Origin of the sequence: Streptomyces sp. NPDC019531 (assembly GCF_044903305.1) — a bacterium.
Classification (GTDB): Bacteria; Actinomycetota; Actinomycetes; order Streptomycetales; family Streptomycetaceae; genus Streptomyces.
Window position 1 is genome coordinate 306,170 of sequence record NZ_JBJDQL010000001.1, and the last position, 17,264, is coordinate 323,433.

Below are 17,264 nucleotides of genomic sequence, written 5' to 3' on the forward strand. Positions count from 1 at the left end.
GCCACCCCGCCCCGCTCGCGTCCCCGCATTCCGGCCCATACGCTCCGAAATGTGACGTCATCCTTCATACGGGGCCGCCCGCGGCGGGGCCGCTCGCACATATCCGTGCGGGTGGCGCATGCCCTGCTGGGCGTGGTGGCCGCGGTCGTGTGGCTGGTGTTGTCGTGCATGACGATCAATGACGAGACCGTGGTTGCGGGCGCGCGTACCGGTGCCGCCGCGTCCGCGGACGACGACTCCTCCGCCGACCTCGTCATGCCGGTTGCCGCCCTCGTCGTGGTCGTCGGCCTCGCCGCCTACGGCTCCCTGCGCCGGATACGCCGCACCCGCAGCCGTACGACACCGGCGGCCCCCGGTACGACCCACGTCGGCGCGTACCCCTCCCCCGCGACCGCTCCTCCGCGCGCCGACCTCGACGACCGTTCCCGGACCGCGCTCGTCGACGCGGACAACCGCCTCCGCGCCTTCCGCGAGGAACTCCCCTTCGCCGAGGCCGGGTTCGGCCCCGAGGCCATGGTCCCGTTCGTCCGGGCGGCCGAGGCGGCGGAGGCCGAGCTGTCCGCCGCGTGCGCGATACGCCGACGGTACGACGCCGGCGTACCGGAGGAGGCGGCGGCGCTCGCGGGAGTCGTGGGCCGCTGCGAGGAGGCCGAGCGGCGGCTGACCGCCGACGGGGAGAACCTGCGCGGTCTGCGGGCGCTGGAGGAGGACCCCGCGGGGGCCCTGGCGTCGGCCGAGACCCGCTTCCGTGAGCTGACCGCCCGCACGGCCGAGGCGAAGACCGTGCCCCCAAGTGACTCCGTCACCGGGTACGTCGAGCTGGCCAAGGACAGCCTGGTCACCGCCGCCGGCCGGCTCAACCGGACCCACCAGGCCAGCGCCTCCGGCCGGCCGGACGAGGCGGCCCACCACCTCCGCGCGGCGGAGAGCGCGATCTCCCGGGCGGATGTGCTGGTGACGGCCGTGACCCGGCTGGACTCGGCGCTCGCCGAGGCCGCCCGTCTGATCCCGTCCGCCCTCACGGGCGCGGAGGCGGAACTGGCGCCCGTCCGTGGCACTCCCGAGGGCGAGACCCACGCCCGGCTGCTGCACGCCGACTCGGTCCTGGCCGCCGTACGACGGGAAACGACGTCCGGGCACGCGTACGACGCCCTCGGCGTCCTGCGCCGGATCGTGCAGGCGACCGCTCCTCTCGCGAGCGGTCGGTCCGGGGTGCTCCCGGCCGCCGCACTGCTGGTCGCCCGGGAGTCCGTGGCCGCCGCGGACGACTACATCGCCGTCCACCGCGAGGCCGTCGGCGCCGAGGCCCGGGTCCGGCTGTCGGAGGCCCGTACGACCGACGATCTCCCGCGGGCGGACACCCTGGCCCGCGAGGCCCGTGACCTCGCGGAGCTGGACGTACGACTGCGCGGGCACCCTGCCTGAGCGCTCCGCTGGAGGTGCCGTGTCATGCCGTCTTTCGTCGGCGGCGTCGGCATGGCCGGTCGCTCCACCACTCTCGGCTTCGCTCGAGCGGGAGGGACCCTGTCGCGGCGGAAGCCGCATATCGACCCCGCGCCCCATCAGGGCGCTGCCGAACCGCAGCCGACCTCGCCCGACCGCCTAGAAGAGGCTGAGCAACGCCTCCGCCGGGTCCACCATGCCGTTCTCCCCGTCGGGCAACGGCAGTTCGAACCACACCGTCTTGCCGCGCGGTGTCCGGCGGGAGCCCCAGGCCGCGCTGAGCAGGCCGACCAGTTGCAGGCCGCGGCCGCCCTCGTCGGTGTCGCGGGCGCGCCTGCGGCGGGGCTGGACCAGGCCGGAGTCCCAGACCTCGCAGACCAGGGTGCGGTCGAGGAGGAGGCGTAGCCGGATGTCGCCCTCGCCGTAGCGCAGGGCGTTGGTGACGAGTTCGCTGACCAGGAGTTCCGTCGTGTCGACCAGGGGTTCCAGGTCCCAGCTCAGCAGCTGGCCGCGCGCGTACTCGCGGGCCCGGCCCACACTGCGCGGCTCGCGCGGGAGCGTCCAGTCGCCGACGGACCCGGCGGGCAGACCCTGGACACGTGCCATCAGCAGCGCGATGTCGTCCTCGCCGTGATGGGTGTCGAGGGTGTTGAGGACGTGGTCGCAGACGTCCTCCAGGGGGGCGGAGGGGTCGGTGAGCGCACCTACGAACGCCTGGAGGCCTTCGTCCAGGGGGTGATCGCGGCTTTCGACCAGTCCATCCGTGTAGAGCGCGAGCAGGGCACCTTCGGGTAGGTCGACCTCGACCTCCTCGAAGGGCTCGCCACCGACGCCGAGTGGCATGCCGGGCGGCACGTCGAGCATGAGCGCGTCCTCCCCGGGCTCGACCAGCACCGGAGGCAGATGGCCCGCGTTGGCGAAGGTGCAGCGCCTGGTCACCGAGTCGTAGACGGCGTAGACGCAGGTCGCGAGGTACACCTCGGAGAGGTCCGCCTCGCGGGGGCGGCGGGCCGCGCGGGTGGCCTGCTGGACCCCGCCGGGGGCGCCCAGTCCGCGGGCGATCTCGTCCAACGCGGAGAGCACTTCGGCCGGTTCGAGGTCCAGCAGGGCCAGGGTCCGTACGGCCGAGCGGAGTTCACCCATCGCCACCGCCGCGCGTAGACCTCGGCCCATGACGTCCCCGACCACCAACGCCGTACGGTGTCCGGGCAGTTCGATGACGTCGAACCAGTCGCCGCCGACCTCGCTGGGCCGGTCCGCGGAGGAGTTGCCGGGCAGGTAGCGGCAGGCGATGTCCAGGCCGGAGGCGACCGGGTCGCCGGGCGGCAGCAGGGACCGCTGCAGTATCAGCGCCCGCTCGTGCTCCCGCCGGTACAGGCGCGCGTTGTCGATACAGACCGCGGCACGGGCCGCCAACTCCACCGCCAGGCCCCGGTCCCGGTCGCCGAACGGCTCGCTGCCCTTCGTCCGGGCGAACTGCGCGAGGCCTACGACGGTGTCGTGGGCGACCATCGGCACAGCCAGCGTGGACTGGACGGGGCCGCCCTCCTCGGCCGGGATGTACTGCGGGCGTGCGGTGCGCAGGGCGTCCGCGCAGAGCGAGTTGAAGGGGTAGTGGTGGACGGCGCCCACCGAGACGGGGTCGCCGGAGCCGATGAGGGGGGCATCGGAGACCGCGCTGGCGAAGGCGACCCGGCGCAGTTCGGCGCTGCCGTCGGCGAGGCCCGGTGGGGTCTCGTCGCCGGCCAGCAGGCCCTGGTAGAGGTCGACCGTGGCCAGGTCGCAGAAGCCGGGGACGACCACGTCGAGGAGTTCGCGGGCCGTGGTCTCCAGGTCGAGGGAGTTGCCGATGCGTGCGCCGGCCTCGTTGAGGAGGGCGAGATTGCGCCGGGCGGCGGCGGCCTCGCGGGCGGCGGCGCGACGGGCGGTGATGTCGGTTCCCAGCCAGGCGATCCCGATGGGCCGGCCGGACCCGCTGCGCACCCGGTACAGGTTGATGGACCAGTGGCGGCGCTCGTCGGAGCCCGGCAGAAAGCCCGTGACGTGCATGTCCGTTATGGAGTCGCCGGTCTCCAGGACCCGGCGCAGGGTCGCGGTGACCCGCTCGGCCTCGGGACGCGGCAGATAGTCGTGGACTCCCTTGCCCCGGTGGTCGTCCGGGGTGCCGCCGAAGAGGGAGGCGAAACGGTAGTTGACGCGGCGAACCCGCAGGTCGGGGTCGATCAGCACGAATCCGAAGGGAGATTGACCGAAAATCGCCTGCGAGGCGGCGAGGTCGGTCTCGATGCTCCTGAGCGTGCGCACATCGACGACGATGCAGACGGCGGCCTTGTCGCCCTCCTCGGTCCGCGTCGGCATGACGTAGACCTCGGCGAGGCCCTCCCGGCCGCACTCGCCCTCGGCCGGCGCCGGCACCCGGAAGGGGACCACTCCGGTCCACTCACGGCCGTCCAGGATCTCGGCCATCTTGCGCTGGCCCTGCTCGTGCAGGTCCGGGTCGATGAACGCCTCGATGGGGTCCATGCCGACGGCGCGCTCGGCGGCGATGCCGAAGAGCTGCTCGGCGCGCAGGCTCCACTGGTCGACGAGGCCGTCGGGGCCTATGGAGAAGGACGCGACCTTGATGTAGTCGTAGATCGAGCCGGGCGGGCTGCTCTGCCACATGGCGTCGCCGAAGGGCGCGTCGCCGGTACGGAGATGTGCCGCGGCATCACCCGCGGCCTCCGCCCTCGCGTCGCCCGACGGGTCATTCGACTCCGTGGCCTTCGCTGGTATCTCGCTCACGCGAACCGTCCCCTCCAGCTCACCGCGTCCGGCACCGGTCACCGGGGGCGGCTGCCCGCAGTATCCAGCACTACGGCGCCGCACAACACGGTGTTCACGATCACAGCACGATCCCGACGATTTTCGGTCCGGACTGCGACAACACTTCCAGTCTTCTAACCAGCGGACACTGCGTCGAATCCCACCCGTCGACAACCGCCACTGGCCTGAACCATTCGCTGGACAAGGGGAGGGGCGCCGTACAGGTGTTCTTCATCGCGATCAAGTCCCGTTCATCCTGATCAAGTCCCGTTCATCGCGATCAGGTCCTGTTCATCGCGGTACCGCGAGTTCGAACCAGACCGTCTTGCCCGTCGCGCCGGGGCGGGTACCCCAGCGGTTCGCGACGTGGGCCACCAGTTGCAGGCCGCGGCCGCTCTCGTCGTCCAGGTCGGCGACGCGTTGGCGGGGCGGGTCGGGGAGCGGGTCGGAGACCTCCACCAGGAGGACGCCGTCGGCACCGTCGGGGCGAACCAGGCGGACACCGATGGGGCCGGTGGCGTGCCGCAGGGAGTTCGTCACCAGCTCGCTGACCAGCAGGGCGGCGATGTCGGCGAGGCCGTCCAGGTTCCAGGCGGCCAGCCGGTTACGGACGGCTGTGCGGGCGGCGCGTACGGCGCCCGGGTCCGCCGGGAAGGTCCACTCGGCGCAGCCGCCTTCTGTGTCGATCACGCCGATCACATCCCGGGCAAGCCCATGTCCGCTTTCTTGGGGTTAAGGGGCACATACCCGATATTGCGGGAGCGTTACCGTGTCGAATGGTGGAACACGGGGCGCCCAAGAGCTCGGGGGGTTCTGCTGTGGGGCGGGTGCGGGCTTGTTGTGGCTGGTCGCGCCCACGCGGCGGAGCCGCACAATGTCACAGCCCCGCGCCCCTGGAAACAGCTTCCCTGACCGCTTCCACGTCCTGGTCGAGCCAGTCCACGTCCCAGATCTGGTCCGGGGGAAGCCAGCGGAGTGCGTCGTGGTCCTGCAGGGGCTTGGGGTCCGGGGAGCCGGGGAGGAGGCGAGACCTCCACGCCTGGAGGACATACGGAGGCTTCAGTGGCCACTCGCCCGGGACGCGCTCCACCGCCTCCGCCGCCACACCGAGCTCCTCACGCAGTTCGCGGGACAACGCCTGCTCCGGCGTCTCCCCCTGCTCCACCTTGCCGCCCGGCAGTTCCCAGCGTCCGGCCAGTTCAGGAGGCGCGCTGCGACGGGCTGCGAGGAGGCGGTCGCCGTCGTACAGGGCGGCCGCCACCACCACGATCCGTTCCGTCATGCGCCGGAGCCTACGGGAGGCTCGGTCAGTCGGCCGGGCCGGCGCCGTTCTGGCTGATGCGCTCGACCCAGTAGAGCTGTTTGTGGCCGCGGGAGTCGAGGCTGTCCGCGATCTTCTGGGCCTCCGCCCGGGTCGCGTACCTGCCCACGCGGTACCGATTGCCGCTGTCGTCCTGTCGTATGACGAGCCAGGGAAGAGTGATCGTGCCGTCGTTCATTGCGCCCCACCGCTCCTTCCCGACCTGCGTCGAGCCCCACCCGATAAGGAAACCGCAATCCGCATATGCCCGAGCCTACGCCCTACCTTTACGCAGCGAACACGCGTTTTCACAAAGAGGTACGCAACCAGCCAGGACGGACTCCACCGGCAGGGGGCGCGCGGTGGTGAACACGCCCCCGGTGGACGGCGACACCTCCAGTCAGGGGCAGCCCTGCAACAGTGGTGTCGACCTGCGAGAACGGCCGAATTCGAACGGCGTTTGCCTGGAGGCCGGTTGAGTCTTCGCCCGGGGCAACTTCCCCGGGGGCGCGCTACTTCACCGGAAGGTGGTACGCGACCTGGTAGCGGTCGGCCGGGATGACCACGTCAGCCGTCTCCACGGGGCGGCCCGAGGCGTAGTAGGTGCGGTGGACCACGAGGACGACATGGCCGGGCACACCGCCCAGCGCGAGGAGTTCCTCGGCGAGGCCGGGGCGGGCGCCGACCTCCTCGGTGACGTTGTCCACGACGACGTCGATGGCGGCCATCCGCTCGACGACGCCCATGCCGCCGAGGGGGCCCTCCTCGGGGAGCATCACGGGGGTGCGCCCGGTGACCGCGAGGGGCTCCCAGGAGGTGGAGAGCATGATCGGCTCACCGGCCTCCCGGAAGACGTACTTCGTGCACATCACGCGGTCGCCGGGCCGGACGGCCAGCCGCTCGGCGATGACGGTGGAGGCCTCGGTCTGCGCGCTGTTGGACTCCCAGGTCCCGCGCCCCTCCCCGTCGGCCTGCTCCTGCCGGAAGGGGGTGGCGCCGGAGACCGGGCGGTAGCCGGAGCGGGCGATACGGCGGGGCACGGGCCGCTCGCGGACGTATGTACCGGAGCCGGAGCGGCCCTCGACCAGGCCCTCGGCCATCAGCACCTTGCGCGCCTCAAGGGCGACGGTGTCCGAGACGCCGTACTCCTCGCGGATCCTGGCCTGGGACGGCAGACGGGTGTGCGGTGGCAGCGAACCGTCGGTGATCTTCTTACGGAGATCACCCGCGACACGCAGGTACGCCGGCTGCTCACCGAATGTCACTGGCCGCTCCCATCAGGTTGTACAGACAGCAACAGCCTGGCAACCGTGGGTTCGGCCATGCAAGCAAAGGCCAGAGAATCACTCGATGTGATGACATGTTCCCGTGGCGGCCTTTACGCAGGCACTTTCTCCCCGCTATGGGCGCGCTCACACATCGAGTTCGCCGCTGCCCGAGTCACCGCTCCCGTCGTCGTAGTCCTCGTCGTACTCGGGCCGCTTGGTGGCCAGCCCCAGAGCCTTGCGTGCGGTGACCGTGCTGGTGCCGTCGACGTACTCGTAGCCCTTGTCGTAGTGGGTGTAGAAGGTGTCCACGTCGTCGTCGGCCGCTGCGGCGGCCGCCTTCGCCCACTCGTCGCGCGCGTCCTCCATGTCCTTCACCAGGGCCGCGACCGGCTTGTCGGCCTCGGCCGGCCAGGAGTGCGCGCGCAGGGCCTTGATCTGCTCGTCGAGGCTGTCGTGGACGTCCCGCGACCAGTCCTCGTAGCCGGGCAGGTCGTCCTCCGGGTAGTCCTCGGGCTCCTCCCACAGCACGGTGTCCATGGCGTTGAGGGAGGTGAGGAGGGCGATCTGGTACGTGTCGAGCGTGGTCTCGTCCGCGCGCAGCGAGCCGGTCAGGGTGCCGGTCTCGTCGGTGTTGCCGAAGATGCAGGTGACCTCGCGGTCGCCGAGGCGCCAGCTCTGCCGGGTCGGGCCGAAGTAGTAGACGTCGACGTCGTCCGGGAGCGCCCAGGTGTCCATGACGTAGGCGTCCTGGAGCGGGTAGCACTTCTCGTCGGCGGCGTCGGAGACCGCGCCGTCCCCCGGGAAGGCTGAGCCGGTCATCCTGAACTCGCCGAACACCTCGCCCTCGTGCTCACCCGCGCAGGGCACCTCGTCGACGTCGTAGGTCAGGCCTCCGAGGGACTCCCCCGGCGCATCGAAGCACTGGCCCTTGGCCACCGAAAAGGCCGCGCCCTCGGTCGCGCCCTTCTTGAACCCCTCCCACGCGTCGGAGAACCCTCCGGTGGCGAGCGCGGTCACCCACAGCGCGAGGCCGAGCGACGACAGGATCGATCCGGCGATCGCGAGGCCCTTGCCGGACTGCCCCTTCCTCTTGATCTGCACGAGCGCGATCACGCCCAGCACGAGTCCCACGGCCGGGAAGCAGCACAGGACTCCGAGGACCAGGGAGGCGACGGCGAGGCCGTTGACCGACTTCGGGCGGGCGTAGGGGCTGTATCCCTGGCCCCAGCCCTGGTACGGCGGGCCATAGGGTTGCCCGTACGGCTGTCCGTACGGCTGCGGCCCCTGGGGCGGCGGCCCATACGGCTGCTGTCCCTGCGGCGGCGGCCCGTACGGGTCCGGGAGCGGGGACGGCCCCTGGGCGGGGTCGGGCCGAGGTGGCCCAGGGGGCGGGGGTATGGACACGGGTACCGTGCTCCTGGTTCGGGCTGTGGTGGGGAACTGACGTACGACAGGGCGCATGGTATGCGCGGGGCGGGTGGGGGCGGAATGCCGGTTGCGGGTACGACGAACCGGGCGGTGAACGGGCTCACGGCACAGTGGGCGGGGACGGCTTCCGGGGGCACGGTGTTCTCGGCGGCCGGGGTGTGGCCGCTGCTGGCCTTCCTGGCCGACGGGGCGGCGGGCGCGGCACGGGCCGAACTGGCGGCGGCCGTGGGGCTCCCGGCGGACGAATCTGCCGCGGCGGCACGGGAGTTGCTGCACACGATGGCGAACGCTCCCGGGGTGGACGCGGCCCTCGGGCTCTGGACCAGGCGGACCCTGGAGCTGCGGGAGGAGTGGGCGGACGGGCTGCCCGCGGACGCGCACGGCGTTCTTGGCGGGGATCCGGCCGCCGACCAGCGGGAGTTGGACGCCTGGGCCGGGAAGCGGACGGGCGGGCTGATCGAGCGGATGCCGGTGGAGGTGCGGGACGACACCGCGCTGGTCCTGGCGAGCGCGCTCGCCCTGCGGACCACGTGGCTGCGGCCCTTCGAGGAGCGTCCGGTACGGCCGTCCGCGGGGCCCTGGCGGGGCCGCACCCTGCGCGGGCTGAGCCGGCGCAGCGTGCGGCTGGACCGGGTCGGGGTGGCGGCGGTGAACGGAGGGCGGGTCACCGAGGTGAGGGTGCTCGGTGACAACGGCGTCGACGTCCATCTCCTGCTCGGCGACGAGCACATGACGCCGGGTCAGGTGCTGGGGGCGGGGACGGCCGCACTCGACGGCGCGTGCCCGGTCGTCAAGGGGGCGCTGCTTCCGCTCGGCCCCGCGGGGCCGGGGCTGCGGGTCGAGGAGCGCCCGTGCGTCACTCCTCGGCCTCCGGCGCTGGAGGTGACGACGACGGCGTTCGAGGTGCGGGCCCACCACGATCTGCTGGATCTGCACGGGCTGTTCGGCCTCAGCACGGCCCGGGACACCAGCCGTGGCCACTTCCCCGGCATCAGCGCCTCACCCCTGGCCGTCGGCTCCGCACGACAGTCCGTGCTGGCCCGCTTCGACGCGCTCGGCTTCGAGGCGGCGGCGGTGACGGCGGTCGCCGCGGCACCGGGCGGTCCGCCACCCACGCCCCGGTACACGGCGACCGTGGTCACGGCCACCTTGGACCGCCCGTTCGGCTTCCTCGCCGTACACCGGGAGACGCGGCTGGCACTGGCGGCGGGGTGGGTGGACGAGCCGTGGTGACGCCTCCTGCTCGACGCAGGGGTGCAGGTCTTGCCGCCAAGGACGCGGTCGACGCGTGTCCGCGGGCCGACCGCCCAGCATGTCCATGACGCCCCGGACGGCACGACCATCCGACTCGATCTGATCTGACGCTCACTCGTCGAGGGCGGTGGCCCGGGCGCTGTTCTCCCAGGTGGTGACGTCGGACCGGACGGCGTCGAGGTGGTCGAGCACGGCCGTCACCGCGTCGTCGCCGAGAGGCAGGCGCAGCGGGGTCTCCTCGGCGTCGAGCGCGGCGCGGATCAGGGACGCCGCCTTCGCGGGGTCGCCGGCCTGGGTGCCGCCGCCGCCGGAGACGAACCCGCGGGTCTCGCTCACCTTGCCGTAGACACCGCTGTCGGCGCTGATCCCCGCCCGGCTCGCGTCGAACAGCGCGGTGCGGAAAGCCCCCGGCTCCACGATCAGCACCTTGATGCCGTACTCGCGCACCTCGTCGGCGAGCGCCTCGGACATGCCCTCCAGAGCGAACTTCGTTCCGCTGTACGCCGAGAACCCCGCGAAGGACAGCTGGCCGCCCATGCTGCTCATCTGCACGATCGCGCCCGAGCGCCGCTCGCGCATGCCGGGGAGCACCGCCCGTGCGAGCGCCGCAGGGCCGAAGACCTGCAGGTCGAACAGCTCGCGCAGCTCGTCGTCGGTGGTCTCCTCGAAGGCACCGACGTGCGTCCGGCCCGCGTTGTTGACGAGCACGTCGATCCGCCCGTGCCGGGTCAGCACGTCTCGTACGGCGGCCTCCGCGGCGGCCGTGTCGGTCACGTCCAGGCGCAGTGCCTCCAGCTGGTCGGGGTGGGCGGCCACGAGGTCGTCCAGCGCTTCGGGCCTGCGGGCCGCGCCCACCACGACATCGCCGTCGGCCAGGGCCGCCTCGGCGATCGCCCGACCGAACCCACTGCTCGCGCCCGTGATCAGCCAGACCTTGTTCATGACGACTCCTCTTGCCGGGTGCTTCCACGGACCAGCCTGCTGCCGAAGCCGGTTGCCCGTCCAAGACCCTTGGTGATAACCGATGGCTATGACGACCGATGTGCACGTACGGGATCTGCGTTACTTCCTGGCGGTGGCCGAGGAGCTGCACTTCACGCGCGCGGCCGAGCGGCTGTACGTGTCGCAGCCCGCGCTGAGCAAGCAGATCCGGGCGCTGGAGCGGCAGTTGGGCGTGGAGCTGTTCCGGCGGGACCGGCACGGTGTGCTGCTCACCGAAGCCGGCGAGACGCTGCTGCCGCATGCCCGGCGGGTGCTGGCGGACTGGGCGGCGGCGGACAGCGCGATGACGTCGGCCCGGGCGGCGCGGCGCGGCACGCTGGTGGTGGGCATGAGCACCAGCCCCGGTCGCGGCGGCCTGCTCCCGGCGATCCGCTCCCGCTTCACGGCCGCGCACCCGGAGGCGGTCGTACGTCTGCGGCAGATGGGCTGGCAGGACCCGACCGCGGGCCTGGCCGACGGCGGGACCCAGGTCGCGTTCGTCTGGCTGCCGCTGCCCGACGAGGAGCGCTACGCGTGGACCGTGGTCGCCGAGGAGCCACGCCTGGTCGCCCTCCCCGGCGCCCATCCGCTCACCGCCCGCGAGGAGGTCGACTTCGCCGACCTGGCCGACGAACCGTTCCTCGCCCTGCCGCCGAGCGCGGGCCCCCTGCGCGACTTCTGGCTCGCCCTCGACGAACGCTCCGGCCGCCCGCCCCGCATCGGCGCGGAGATCGCCGGCACGGAGGAGACCTACGAGGCCCTCGTGGCCGGCCTGGGCGTCTGCCTCGTGGCCGCCGGCAACGCGCCGCTGATCACCCTGGGCGGCGTGGTCACCCGCCCGGTGCGGGGCATCGGGCCGAGCAGGTACGCCCTGGCCTGGCGCAAGGAGGACGGGGAGCGGGCGCTGGTGCGGGGGTACGCGGAGGCGTGCCGCGCGGCGGCGGGGGCGGCGTGACGGATTCCCGCATCCCTTTCGTCCGGGGTATTGACGAGCTACGCCTCCGGTGTCATCGTTTCCGGCACATAGACATCAGATGTCTGACGTCAGACGTCATCGCCGAACGAAGAGGTTCCCGCCATGTCGCTCTCGGACGACCTCGCCGAGCAGCTGCTCACCGCGATCATCGACGGCCAGTACCCGCCGGACTCCGCGCTCCCGCCCGAGGGGGAGCTCTCGGAGCAGGGTGGGGTCAGCCGGCTGACCGTGCGTGAGGCGGTCAAGCAGCTGCGGGCGCAGAACGTCGTACGGGTGCTGCGCGGCCGGGGGACGTACGTCAACGCCCCGGACCGGTGGACCGCCCTGGAGCCGGTGGTGCGGGCGGCCTCGCGTACCGCGAGCGGCGCCCTGTCGGAGCGGCTGATCGAGGCGCGCCGGCTCATCGAGAACGGCGCCTGCGAGCTCGCCGCCTCCCGCCGTACCGAGGAGGACCTGGACGTGCTGCGCCAGCACCTGGCGAGCATGCGCGAGGCGGCCGACGCGGGTGACACCGAGCAGTTCGTGCAGGCCGACATCGACTTCCACGACACGGTGATGCGGGCGACGGGCAACCTGTTCGTGCCGCTGCTCTTCGAGCCGTTCGGGCCGCTGCTCGTGGAGGGGCGCCGGGAGACCTCGGCCGTGCCCGAGATCCGTATCAACGCCATCGCGCACCACGAGGCCGTGCTCGCCGCGCTGGAGTCCGGCAGCCCCGACGCGGCCCGGTCCGCCATGGACGGTCACATGAACCAGACCGCCGACGATCTGCGCACCCACGTCATCAAGCGCGACCTCGACTGACACCCCCCGACTCCCCGCACAGCAACAGGAATTCGCCATGTCCCTACCCCGCCATGCCCACACGGTCCCCGTCCCCGAGGCCACGGTGCTGGAAGGGCTCCCCCCGGTCCGGGAGGTGAGCGCCTCCGAGGTGGCCGCCCGGATCGCCGGCGGCCCCCGTCTCGTGGTCCTCGACGACGACCCGACCGGCACCCAGACGGTCGCCGACGTCCCGGTCCTGACCTCCTGGACGGTGGACGACCTGCGCTGGGCGCTGCGCCAGGACAGCTCCGCCTTCTTCGTCCTCACCAACACCCGCAGCCTGTCCCCCGAGGACGCCGCCACCCGCAACCGCGAGGTGGTCCGCGCCCTGAAGGAGGCCGCGAAGGCCGAGGGCACCGGATACGTCCTCGCCAGCCGTGGCGACTCCACCCTGCGCGGCCACTTCCCGCTGGAGACCGACGTCCTGGCCGAGGAACTCGACGCGGTGGACGGTGTGGTGCTGGTCCCCGCCTACATCGAGGCCGGCCGGCTGACCGTGGACTCCCGCCACTGGATGCGCACCCCCGACGGCCTCCTCCCGGTCGGCGAGAGCGAGTTCGCCCGCGACGCCACCTTCGGCTACCGCAACTCCTCGCTGCCCGACTGGGTCGAGGAGAAGACCGGCGGACGCACGGCCGCCGACGAGGTCCTGCGCATCACCCTCGACGACCTGCGCGGCGGCGGCCCGACCCATACGGCACGGCTGCTGTCCTCGCTGAGCGGCGGTCGTACGGCCGTGGTGGACGCCGTGTGCGACGACGATCTGCGGGTCCTCGCGCTGGCCCTCGCCGAGGCCGAGTCCAAGGGCACCCGGCTGCTCTACCGGGTCGGGCCGTCCTTCGTACGCGCCCGTGCCGGACAGGCCGGCCGGGCCCCGCTCACCGCGGCGGAACTGCGGCCGCTGCGCGGGGACGCGCCCCACGGGCTGATCGCCGTGGGGTCCCATGTGTCGCTGACGACACGGCAGTTGGACCGGCTGCGAGAGCGCGGCGGGATCGCCGAGTACGAGCTCGATGTGGCCCTCCTGCTCGACGAGGACCGGCGGGACGCCCATATCGCGGAGGTCGCGGCCGCCGCGGCAGGCGCGCTGGAGACGACCGACGCCGTGATCCGCACCTCGCGCACCCTGGTGACGGGAGCCGACGCGGACGACAGTCTGGCGATCTCGCGCCGGGTCTCCGCCGCGCTCGTGACGGCCGTACGGCAGGTCAACGCCATCCGGCGGCCCGCCTTCGTCATCGCCAAGGGCGGCATCACCTCAAGCGACACCGCCACCCACGGTCTTGAGATCCGCCGCGCCTGGGCCCGGGGCACGCTGCTGCCCGGGATCGTCTCCCTGTGGGAACCGGTCGACGGGCCCGCCGCCGGCATCCCCTACATCGTCTTCGCCGGGAACGTCGGCGGACCCGACGCCCTCGCCGACGCCCTCGACCTGCTCCGGAGCGCCTGATGCTGCTGCACGGAACCGACGCCCTGAAGCAGGCCGCGGCCGCCGGGCACGCGCTGCCCGGGTTCGTCGTCTACAACCTGGAGACCGTCCAGGGCATCACGGCCGCCGCCGAGGCCGCCGGCACACCCGTGCTGATCCAGGCGGGCTCCAGCCCCTTCAAGCACGCCGGCCGCGAGACCCTGATGCGGCTGGCGCTGGACGCCGCCGAGGACTCCGGCACCGCCCGCCTCGGGGTGCACCTCGACCACAGCCGGGACCTGGCCGAGATCACGGCCTGCCTGGAGAGCGGCTACACCTCCGTCATGGTCGACGGCTCCCACCTGCCCTTCGCCGAGAACATGGCACTCACGAAGGAGGCCGTACGGCGGTCCCGGGACCACGGCGCCTGGGTGGAGGCCGAGTTGGGCGCCCTGCCCGGCGACGAGGACGTCTCCACCGACGCCGTCGCGACGGACGCGGCGATGACCGACCCCGTGCAGGCGGCCGAGTTCGTGGCCGCGACGGGCGTGGACGCGCTCGCCGTCGCCGTCGGCAACGTCCACGGCTTCACCCGAGACCCGGTCCGCCTCGACCTCGACCGACTGGCCGCGATCCACGAACTCGTACCGGTCCCGCTGGTCCTGCACGGCGCCAGCGGACTGCCCGTGGAGGAACTGCACGGCGCCCTCGCCCGCGGGGTCGCCAAGGTCAACGTCAACGCCGAACTCCGCCGCGCCTACCTGGACGCCGTCCACGCGGCCCTCCCCTCCGCGCTGCCCGGCTCCGACGTGGTCGCCGTGTGGACGGCGGGCCGGAACGCGGTGCGGGATGCCGCGCTGGAGGTCATCGGACGCCTGAGCCCCCACGCCGAGGGAGGAAGCGCGTGACCTTACCCCGGACCAGCTGAGACGCGGTCGCGCCGAGCCCGGCCCGCCGACAACGCCCCGCACTCCATCGTCGTACGGCACGAGCCCGTCGTACGACCGACCGCCGTATCGCGCCACCCTCGCGAGCCGCCCCGACAGCCGCCGCCCCCGCGCCACCCCCTCGCCCGCGCCGCGGCTGTGCGCCCTCCCTCTCCCCCTCTGCCCACGCCCCCCGGCAGAGCCCTGCCCTTCTCCCCTAGGAGGACAAAGATGTCTCCGCACCCCCCTCCCCGCACGGCCGTCATCGGTCTGGGCGCCATGGGCCTCCCCATGGCGCGCCGGCTCGCCGGTGAACTGCCCGTGTCCGTCTACGACATCGCCGCCGACCGGCGAGCCGCCCTCGCCGCCTCCGACGGCGCCCGGGACGCCGCCTCCCCCGCCGAGGCCGCCCGTGACGCCGAGGTCGTCGTGCTCGCCGTACGCGACCAGGCACAGGTCGAGGGCGCGCTGTTCGGCAAGGACGGCGCCGCCGAGGCCCTCCGCCCCGGCGCGGCCGTGATCCTCACCAGCACCGTCGGGCCCGAGGCGGCCCGCTCCACCGCCGCGCGGCTCGCCGAGCACGGGGTGCTGACCGTGGACGCGCCGGTCAGCGGTGGCCCGGTACGCGCCGGGAGCGGCGATCTGCTGATCGTCGTGGGCGCCGACGACACCGCGCTGAAGACGGCCCGGCCGGTCCTCGACCTGCTCGCCTCCACCCTCACGGTGGTCGGCCCGCGCCCCGGCGACGGCCAGGCCATGAAGGCCGTCAACCAGCTGCTCGCCGGTGTGCACATCGCCGCCGCGGCCGAGGCGATCGCGCTCGCCCGCGGGCTCGGGCTCGACCCGGACACGGTCGTGGAGAGCCTCAAGCACGGGGCCGCCGGGTCGTTCATGTTCGCCGACCGCGGGCCGCGCATGGTCCGGACGTACGAGGACGGCGCCGAGGTCGAGGTCAAGTCGCGGCTCGACATCTTCGTCAAGGACATGGGCATCGTCACCGGCATCGCCAAGGACGCCCATGTCCCGGTGCCGCTGGCCGCCGCGGCCGAACAGCTCTACCTGCTCGGCGAGCGCGCCGGGCTCGCCGCCCGCGACGACTCCTCCCTCGTCACCGTCCTGTCCCCCAAGTCGTCGGAAATATCAGCAGAAACAACCCCCGTGACATCCCCGGAAGGAGAGGGACGATGAGCCACGCCGCCCTGCTCACCATCGCGGTCGCCGGTGTGGCGACCCTGCTCCTGCTCATCCTCAGAGCCAAGGTCCAGCCGTTCGTCGCCCTCATGGTCGTCAGCGTCGGCGTCGCGCTCGCCGCGGGGGTGCCCGCCGCCGACCTGGTGAAGACCATCGAGGACGGCATGGGTGCCACCCTCGGCCACATCGCCACCATCATCGCCCTCGGCGCGATGATCGGCCGGATCATCGAACTCTCCGGCGGCGCCCACGCCTTCGCGCACTCGCTCATCGAGAAGTTCGGCTCCCGCCGCACCCCGCTCGCCCTGACCGTCGCCGGGTTCGTGCTCGGCATCCCGGTCTTCTTCGAGGTCGGCCTGATCATCCTGATGCCGATCGCGTACGGCGTCGCCCGCGCCGCCCGCAAGCCGCTGCTGATCTACGCGCTGCCGATGGGCGCCGCGATGCTCACCGTGCACGCCTTCCTGCCGCCGCACCCCGGTGCCGTCGCCGTCGCCGCGACGATCGGTGCCAGCCAGGGCCTCATGCTGCTGCTGGGCCTGCCCATCACGGCGGTCGTCGCCTTCCTCGGCTACCTCGTCTCCCGTCGCCTCACCCGCCGTGAGTACCCGATGGACCCTGCGGTGTACGCGGAGGTGTACGGCGAGCCGGAGGCTGCCGGGGACGGGGGCGGGGCCGGCACCGCGGCGACCGCCGCCGAGGGCGGTCACGGCACCGCCGTGCTCACCAAGCCGGCGCCCTCGGAGACCGGTGTCCGCGCGCCGTCCTTCGGCATGGTCCTGGCGCTGATCGTCACCCCGATCCTGCTGATCCTGCTCGGCACGATCGGCCAGAACACTCTCGCCGAGGGCTCCACCCTCCGCGCCGTGCTGACCGTCCTCGGCGCCCCGATGGTGGCCCTGCTCATCGACGTCGCCCTGTGCGGCTGGCTCCTGGGCGCCCGCCGTGGCTGGAACCGCGCGCACATCGCCGAGGTCATGGGCTCGGCGCTGCCGCCGGTCGCGATGGTCATCCTGGTCGCCGGAGCGGGCGGTGTCTTCGGCAAGGTCCTGGTGGCCAGCGGCATCGGCGACGCGATCGCCGACGTCCTGGACCGCACCGGTCTGCCCGTGCTGGTGCTCGGCTTCCTGACCTCCCTCGCCCTGCGCGCGGCCCAGGGCTCGGCGACCGTCGCCCTGATCACGACCGCCGGCATCCTGACTCCGCTGCTGCAGCGCGCCGACCTGTCGACGGGTCAGCTGTCGCTGGTCGCCCTGGCGATGGGCGCGGGTGCCCTCGCGCTGTCCCACATCAACGACGCCGGGTACTGGATGTTCACCAAGCTGGCCGGTCTCGACGTGGCGGCGGGCCTGCGCACCTGGACGGTCCTCACGACCGTGATGGGCTGCGCGGGATTCGCCCTGACCGCGGCGCTGTGGCCGCTGGTGTGATCTGCCTGTGGGTATGACCTGCCCGTGGGTGT

At 72.8% G+C, this 17,264-nt stretch carries 15 protein-coding genes; 8 read left to right on the forward strand and 7 right to left on the reverse strand.

Annotation, left to right across the window (positions count from 1 at the left end; all coding sequences use genetic code 11):
* The first annotated feature begins 51 nt into the window (after nucleotides 1-51).
* Nucleotides 52-1,425 carry a hypothetical protein gene (locus ACI2L1_RS01450; RefSeq protein ID WP_404737258.1) on the forward strand — a complete coding sequence of 458 codons (1,374 nt, stop codon included), beginning with the start codon at nucleotides 52-54 and terminating at the stop codon, nucleotides 1,423-1,425.
* A 177-nt stretch (nucleotides 1,426-1,602) separates the two neighbouring features.
* Here ACI2L1_RS01450 and ACI2L1_RS01455 read toward each other — a convergent pair whose 3' ends face one another.
* The 6 genes from ACI2L1_RS01455 to ACI2L1_RS01480 form a co-directional block, all read right to left on the reverse strand.
* Nucleotides 1,603-4,227, reverse strand: coding sequence for a SpoIIE family protein phosphatase (locus tag ACI2L1_RS01455; RefSeq protein ID WP_404737259.1), 2,625 nt, complete (start codon nucleotides 4,225-4,227; stop codon nucleotides 1,603-1,605).
* 312 nt (nucleotides 4,228-4,539) lie between these two features.
* Nucleotides 4,540-4,947: an ATP-binding protein gene (locus ACI2L1_RS01460; RefSeq protein WP_404737260.1), complete on the reverse strand. Its 408-nt coding sequence runs from the start codon at nucleotides 4,945-4,947 to the stop codon at nucleotides 4,540-4,542.
* A 178-nt stretch (nucleotides 4,948-5,125) separates the two neighbouring features.
* Entirely contained in the window at nucleotides 5,126-5,530 is a 405-nt protein-coding gene (locus tag ACI2L1_RS01465; protein WP_404737261.1) for a (deoxy)nucleoside triphosphate pyrophosphohydrolase, read from the reverse strand.
* 25 nt (nucleotides 5,531-5,555) lie between these two features.
* The gene (locus ACI2L1_RS01470) at nucleotides 5,556-5,747 is read right to left on the reverse strand and encodes an SPOR domain-containing protein (protein WP_362668190.1); all 192 of its coding nucleotides are present in this window, start codon (nucleotides 5,745-5,747) and stop codon (nucleotides 5,556-5,558) included.
* A 313-nt stretch (nucleotides 5,748-6,060) separates the two neighbouring features.
* A complete protein-coding gene (locus tag ACI2L1_RS01475; protein ID WP_404737262.1) occupies nucleotides 6,061-6,813 on the reverse strand; it encodes a GntR family transcriptional regulator in 753 nt (250 codons plus the stop codon).
* 147 nt (nucleotides 6,814-6,960) lie between these two features.
* A complete protein-coding gene (locus tag ACI2L1_RS01480) occupies nucleotides 6,961-8,220 on the reverse strand; it encodes a DUF4190 domain-containing protein (RefSeq protein WP_404737263.1) in 1,260 nt (419 codons plus the stop codon).
* 84 nt (nucleotides 8,221-8,304) lie between these two features.
* Here ACI2L1_RS01480 and ACI2L1_RS01485 point away from each other — a divergent pair, with 84 nt between their 5' ends.
* Nucleotides 8,305-9,477 carry a serpin family protein gene (locus tag ACI2L1_RS01485; RefSeq protein WP_404737264.1) on the forward strand — a complete coding sequence of 391 codons (1,173 nt, stop codon included), beginning with the start codon at nucleotides 8,305-8,307 and terminating at the stop codon, nucleotides 9,475-9,477.
* A 132-nt stretch (nucleotides 9,478-9,609) separates the two neighbouring features.
* Here the strand turns inward: ACI2L1_RS01485 and ACI2L1_RS01490 are convergent, their stop codons facing one another.
* On the reverse strand, nucleotides 9,610-10,440 hold the full coding sequence (locus ACI2L1_RS01490) for an oxidoreductase (protein WP_404737265.1): 831 nt from the start codon (nucleotides 10,438-10,440) through the stop codon (nucleotides 9,610-9,612).
* A gap of 82 nt (nucleotides 10,441-10,522) precedes the next feature.
* Here ACI2L1_RS01490 and ACI2L1_RS01495 point away from each other — a divergent pair, with 82 nt between their 5' ends.
* From ACI2L1_RS01495 to ACI2L1_RS01520, 6 genes are all read left to right on the forward strand, one after another.
* Complete coding sequence (locus tag ACI2L1_RS01495; RefSeq protein WP_404737266.1) at nucleotides 10,523-11,434, forward strand: LysR family transcriptional regulator; 912 nt, start codon at nucleotides 10,523-10,525, stop codon at nucleotides 11,432-11,434.
* 123 nt (nucleotides 11,435-11,557) lie between these two features.
* On the forward strand, nucleotides 11,558-12,256 hold the full coding sequence (locus ACI2L1_RS01500) for a FadR/GntR family transcriptional regulator (RefSeq protein WP_404737267.1): 699 nt from the start codon (nucleotides 11,558-11,560) through the stop codon (nucleotides 12,254-12,256).
* A 37-nt stretch (nucleotides 12,257-12,293) separates the two neighbouring features.
* Nucleotides 12,294-13,727, forward strand: coding sequence for a four-carbon acid sugar kinase family protein (locus ACI2L1_RS01505; protein ID WP_404737268.1), 1,434 nt, complete (start codon nucleotides 12,294-12,296; stop codon nucleotides 13,725-13,727).
* A complete protein-coding gene (locus ACI2L1_RS01510; RefSeq protein WP_404737269.1) occupies nucleotides 13,727-14,593 on the forward strand; it encodes a ketose-bisphosphate aldolase in 867 nt (288 codons plus the stop codon). The genes ACI2L1_RS01505 and ACI2L1_RS01510 overlap by 1 nt, the downstream gene beginning before the upstream one ends.
* 249 nt (nucleotides 14,594-14,842) lie before the next feature.
* A complete protein-coding gene (locus ACI2L1_RS01515; RefSeq protein ID WP_404737270.1) occupies nucleotides 14,843-15,799 on the forward strand; it encodes an NAD(P)-dependent oxidoreductase in 957 nt (318 codons plus the stop codon).
* A complete protein-coding gene (locus ACI2L1_RS01520) occupies nucleotides 15,796-17,232 on the forward strand; it encodes an SLC13 family permease (protein WP_404737271.1) in 1,437 nt (478 codons plus the stop codon). Before ACI2L1_RS01515 ends, ACI2L1_RS01520 begins: the two co-directional genes overlap by 4 nt.
* Nucleotides 17,233-17,264: the final 32 nt, after the last annotated feature.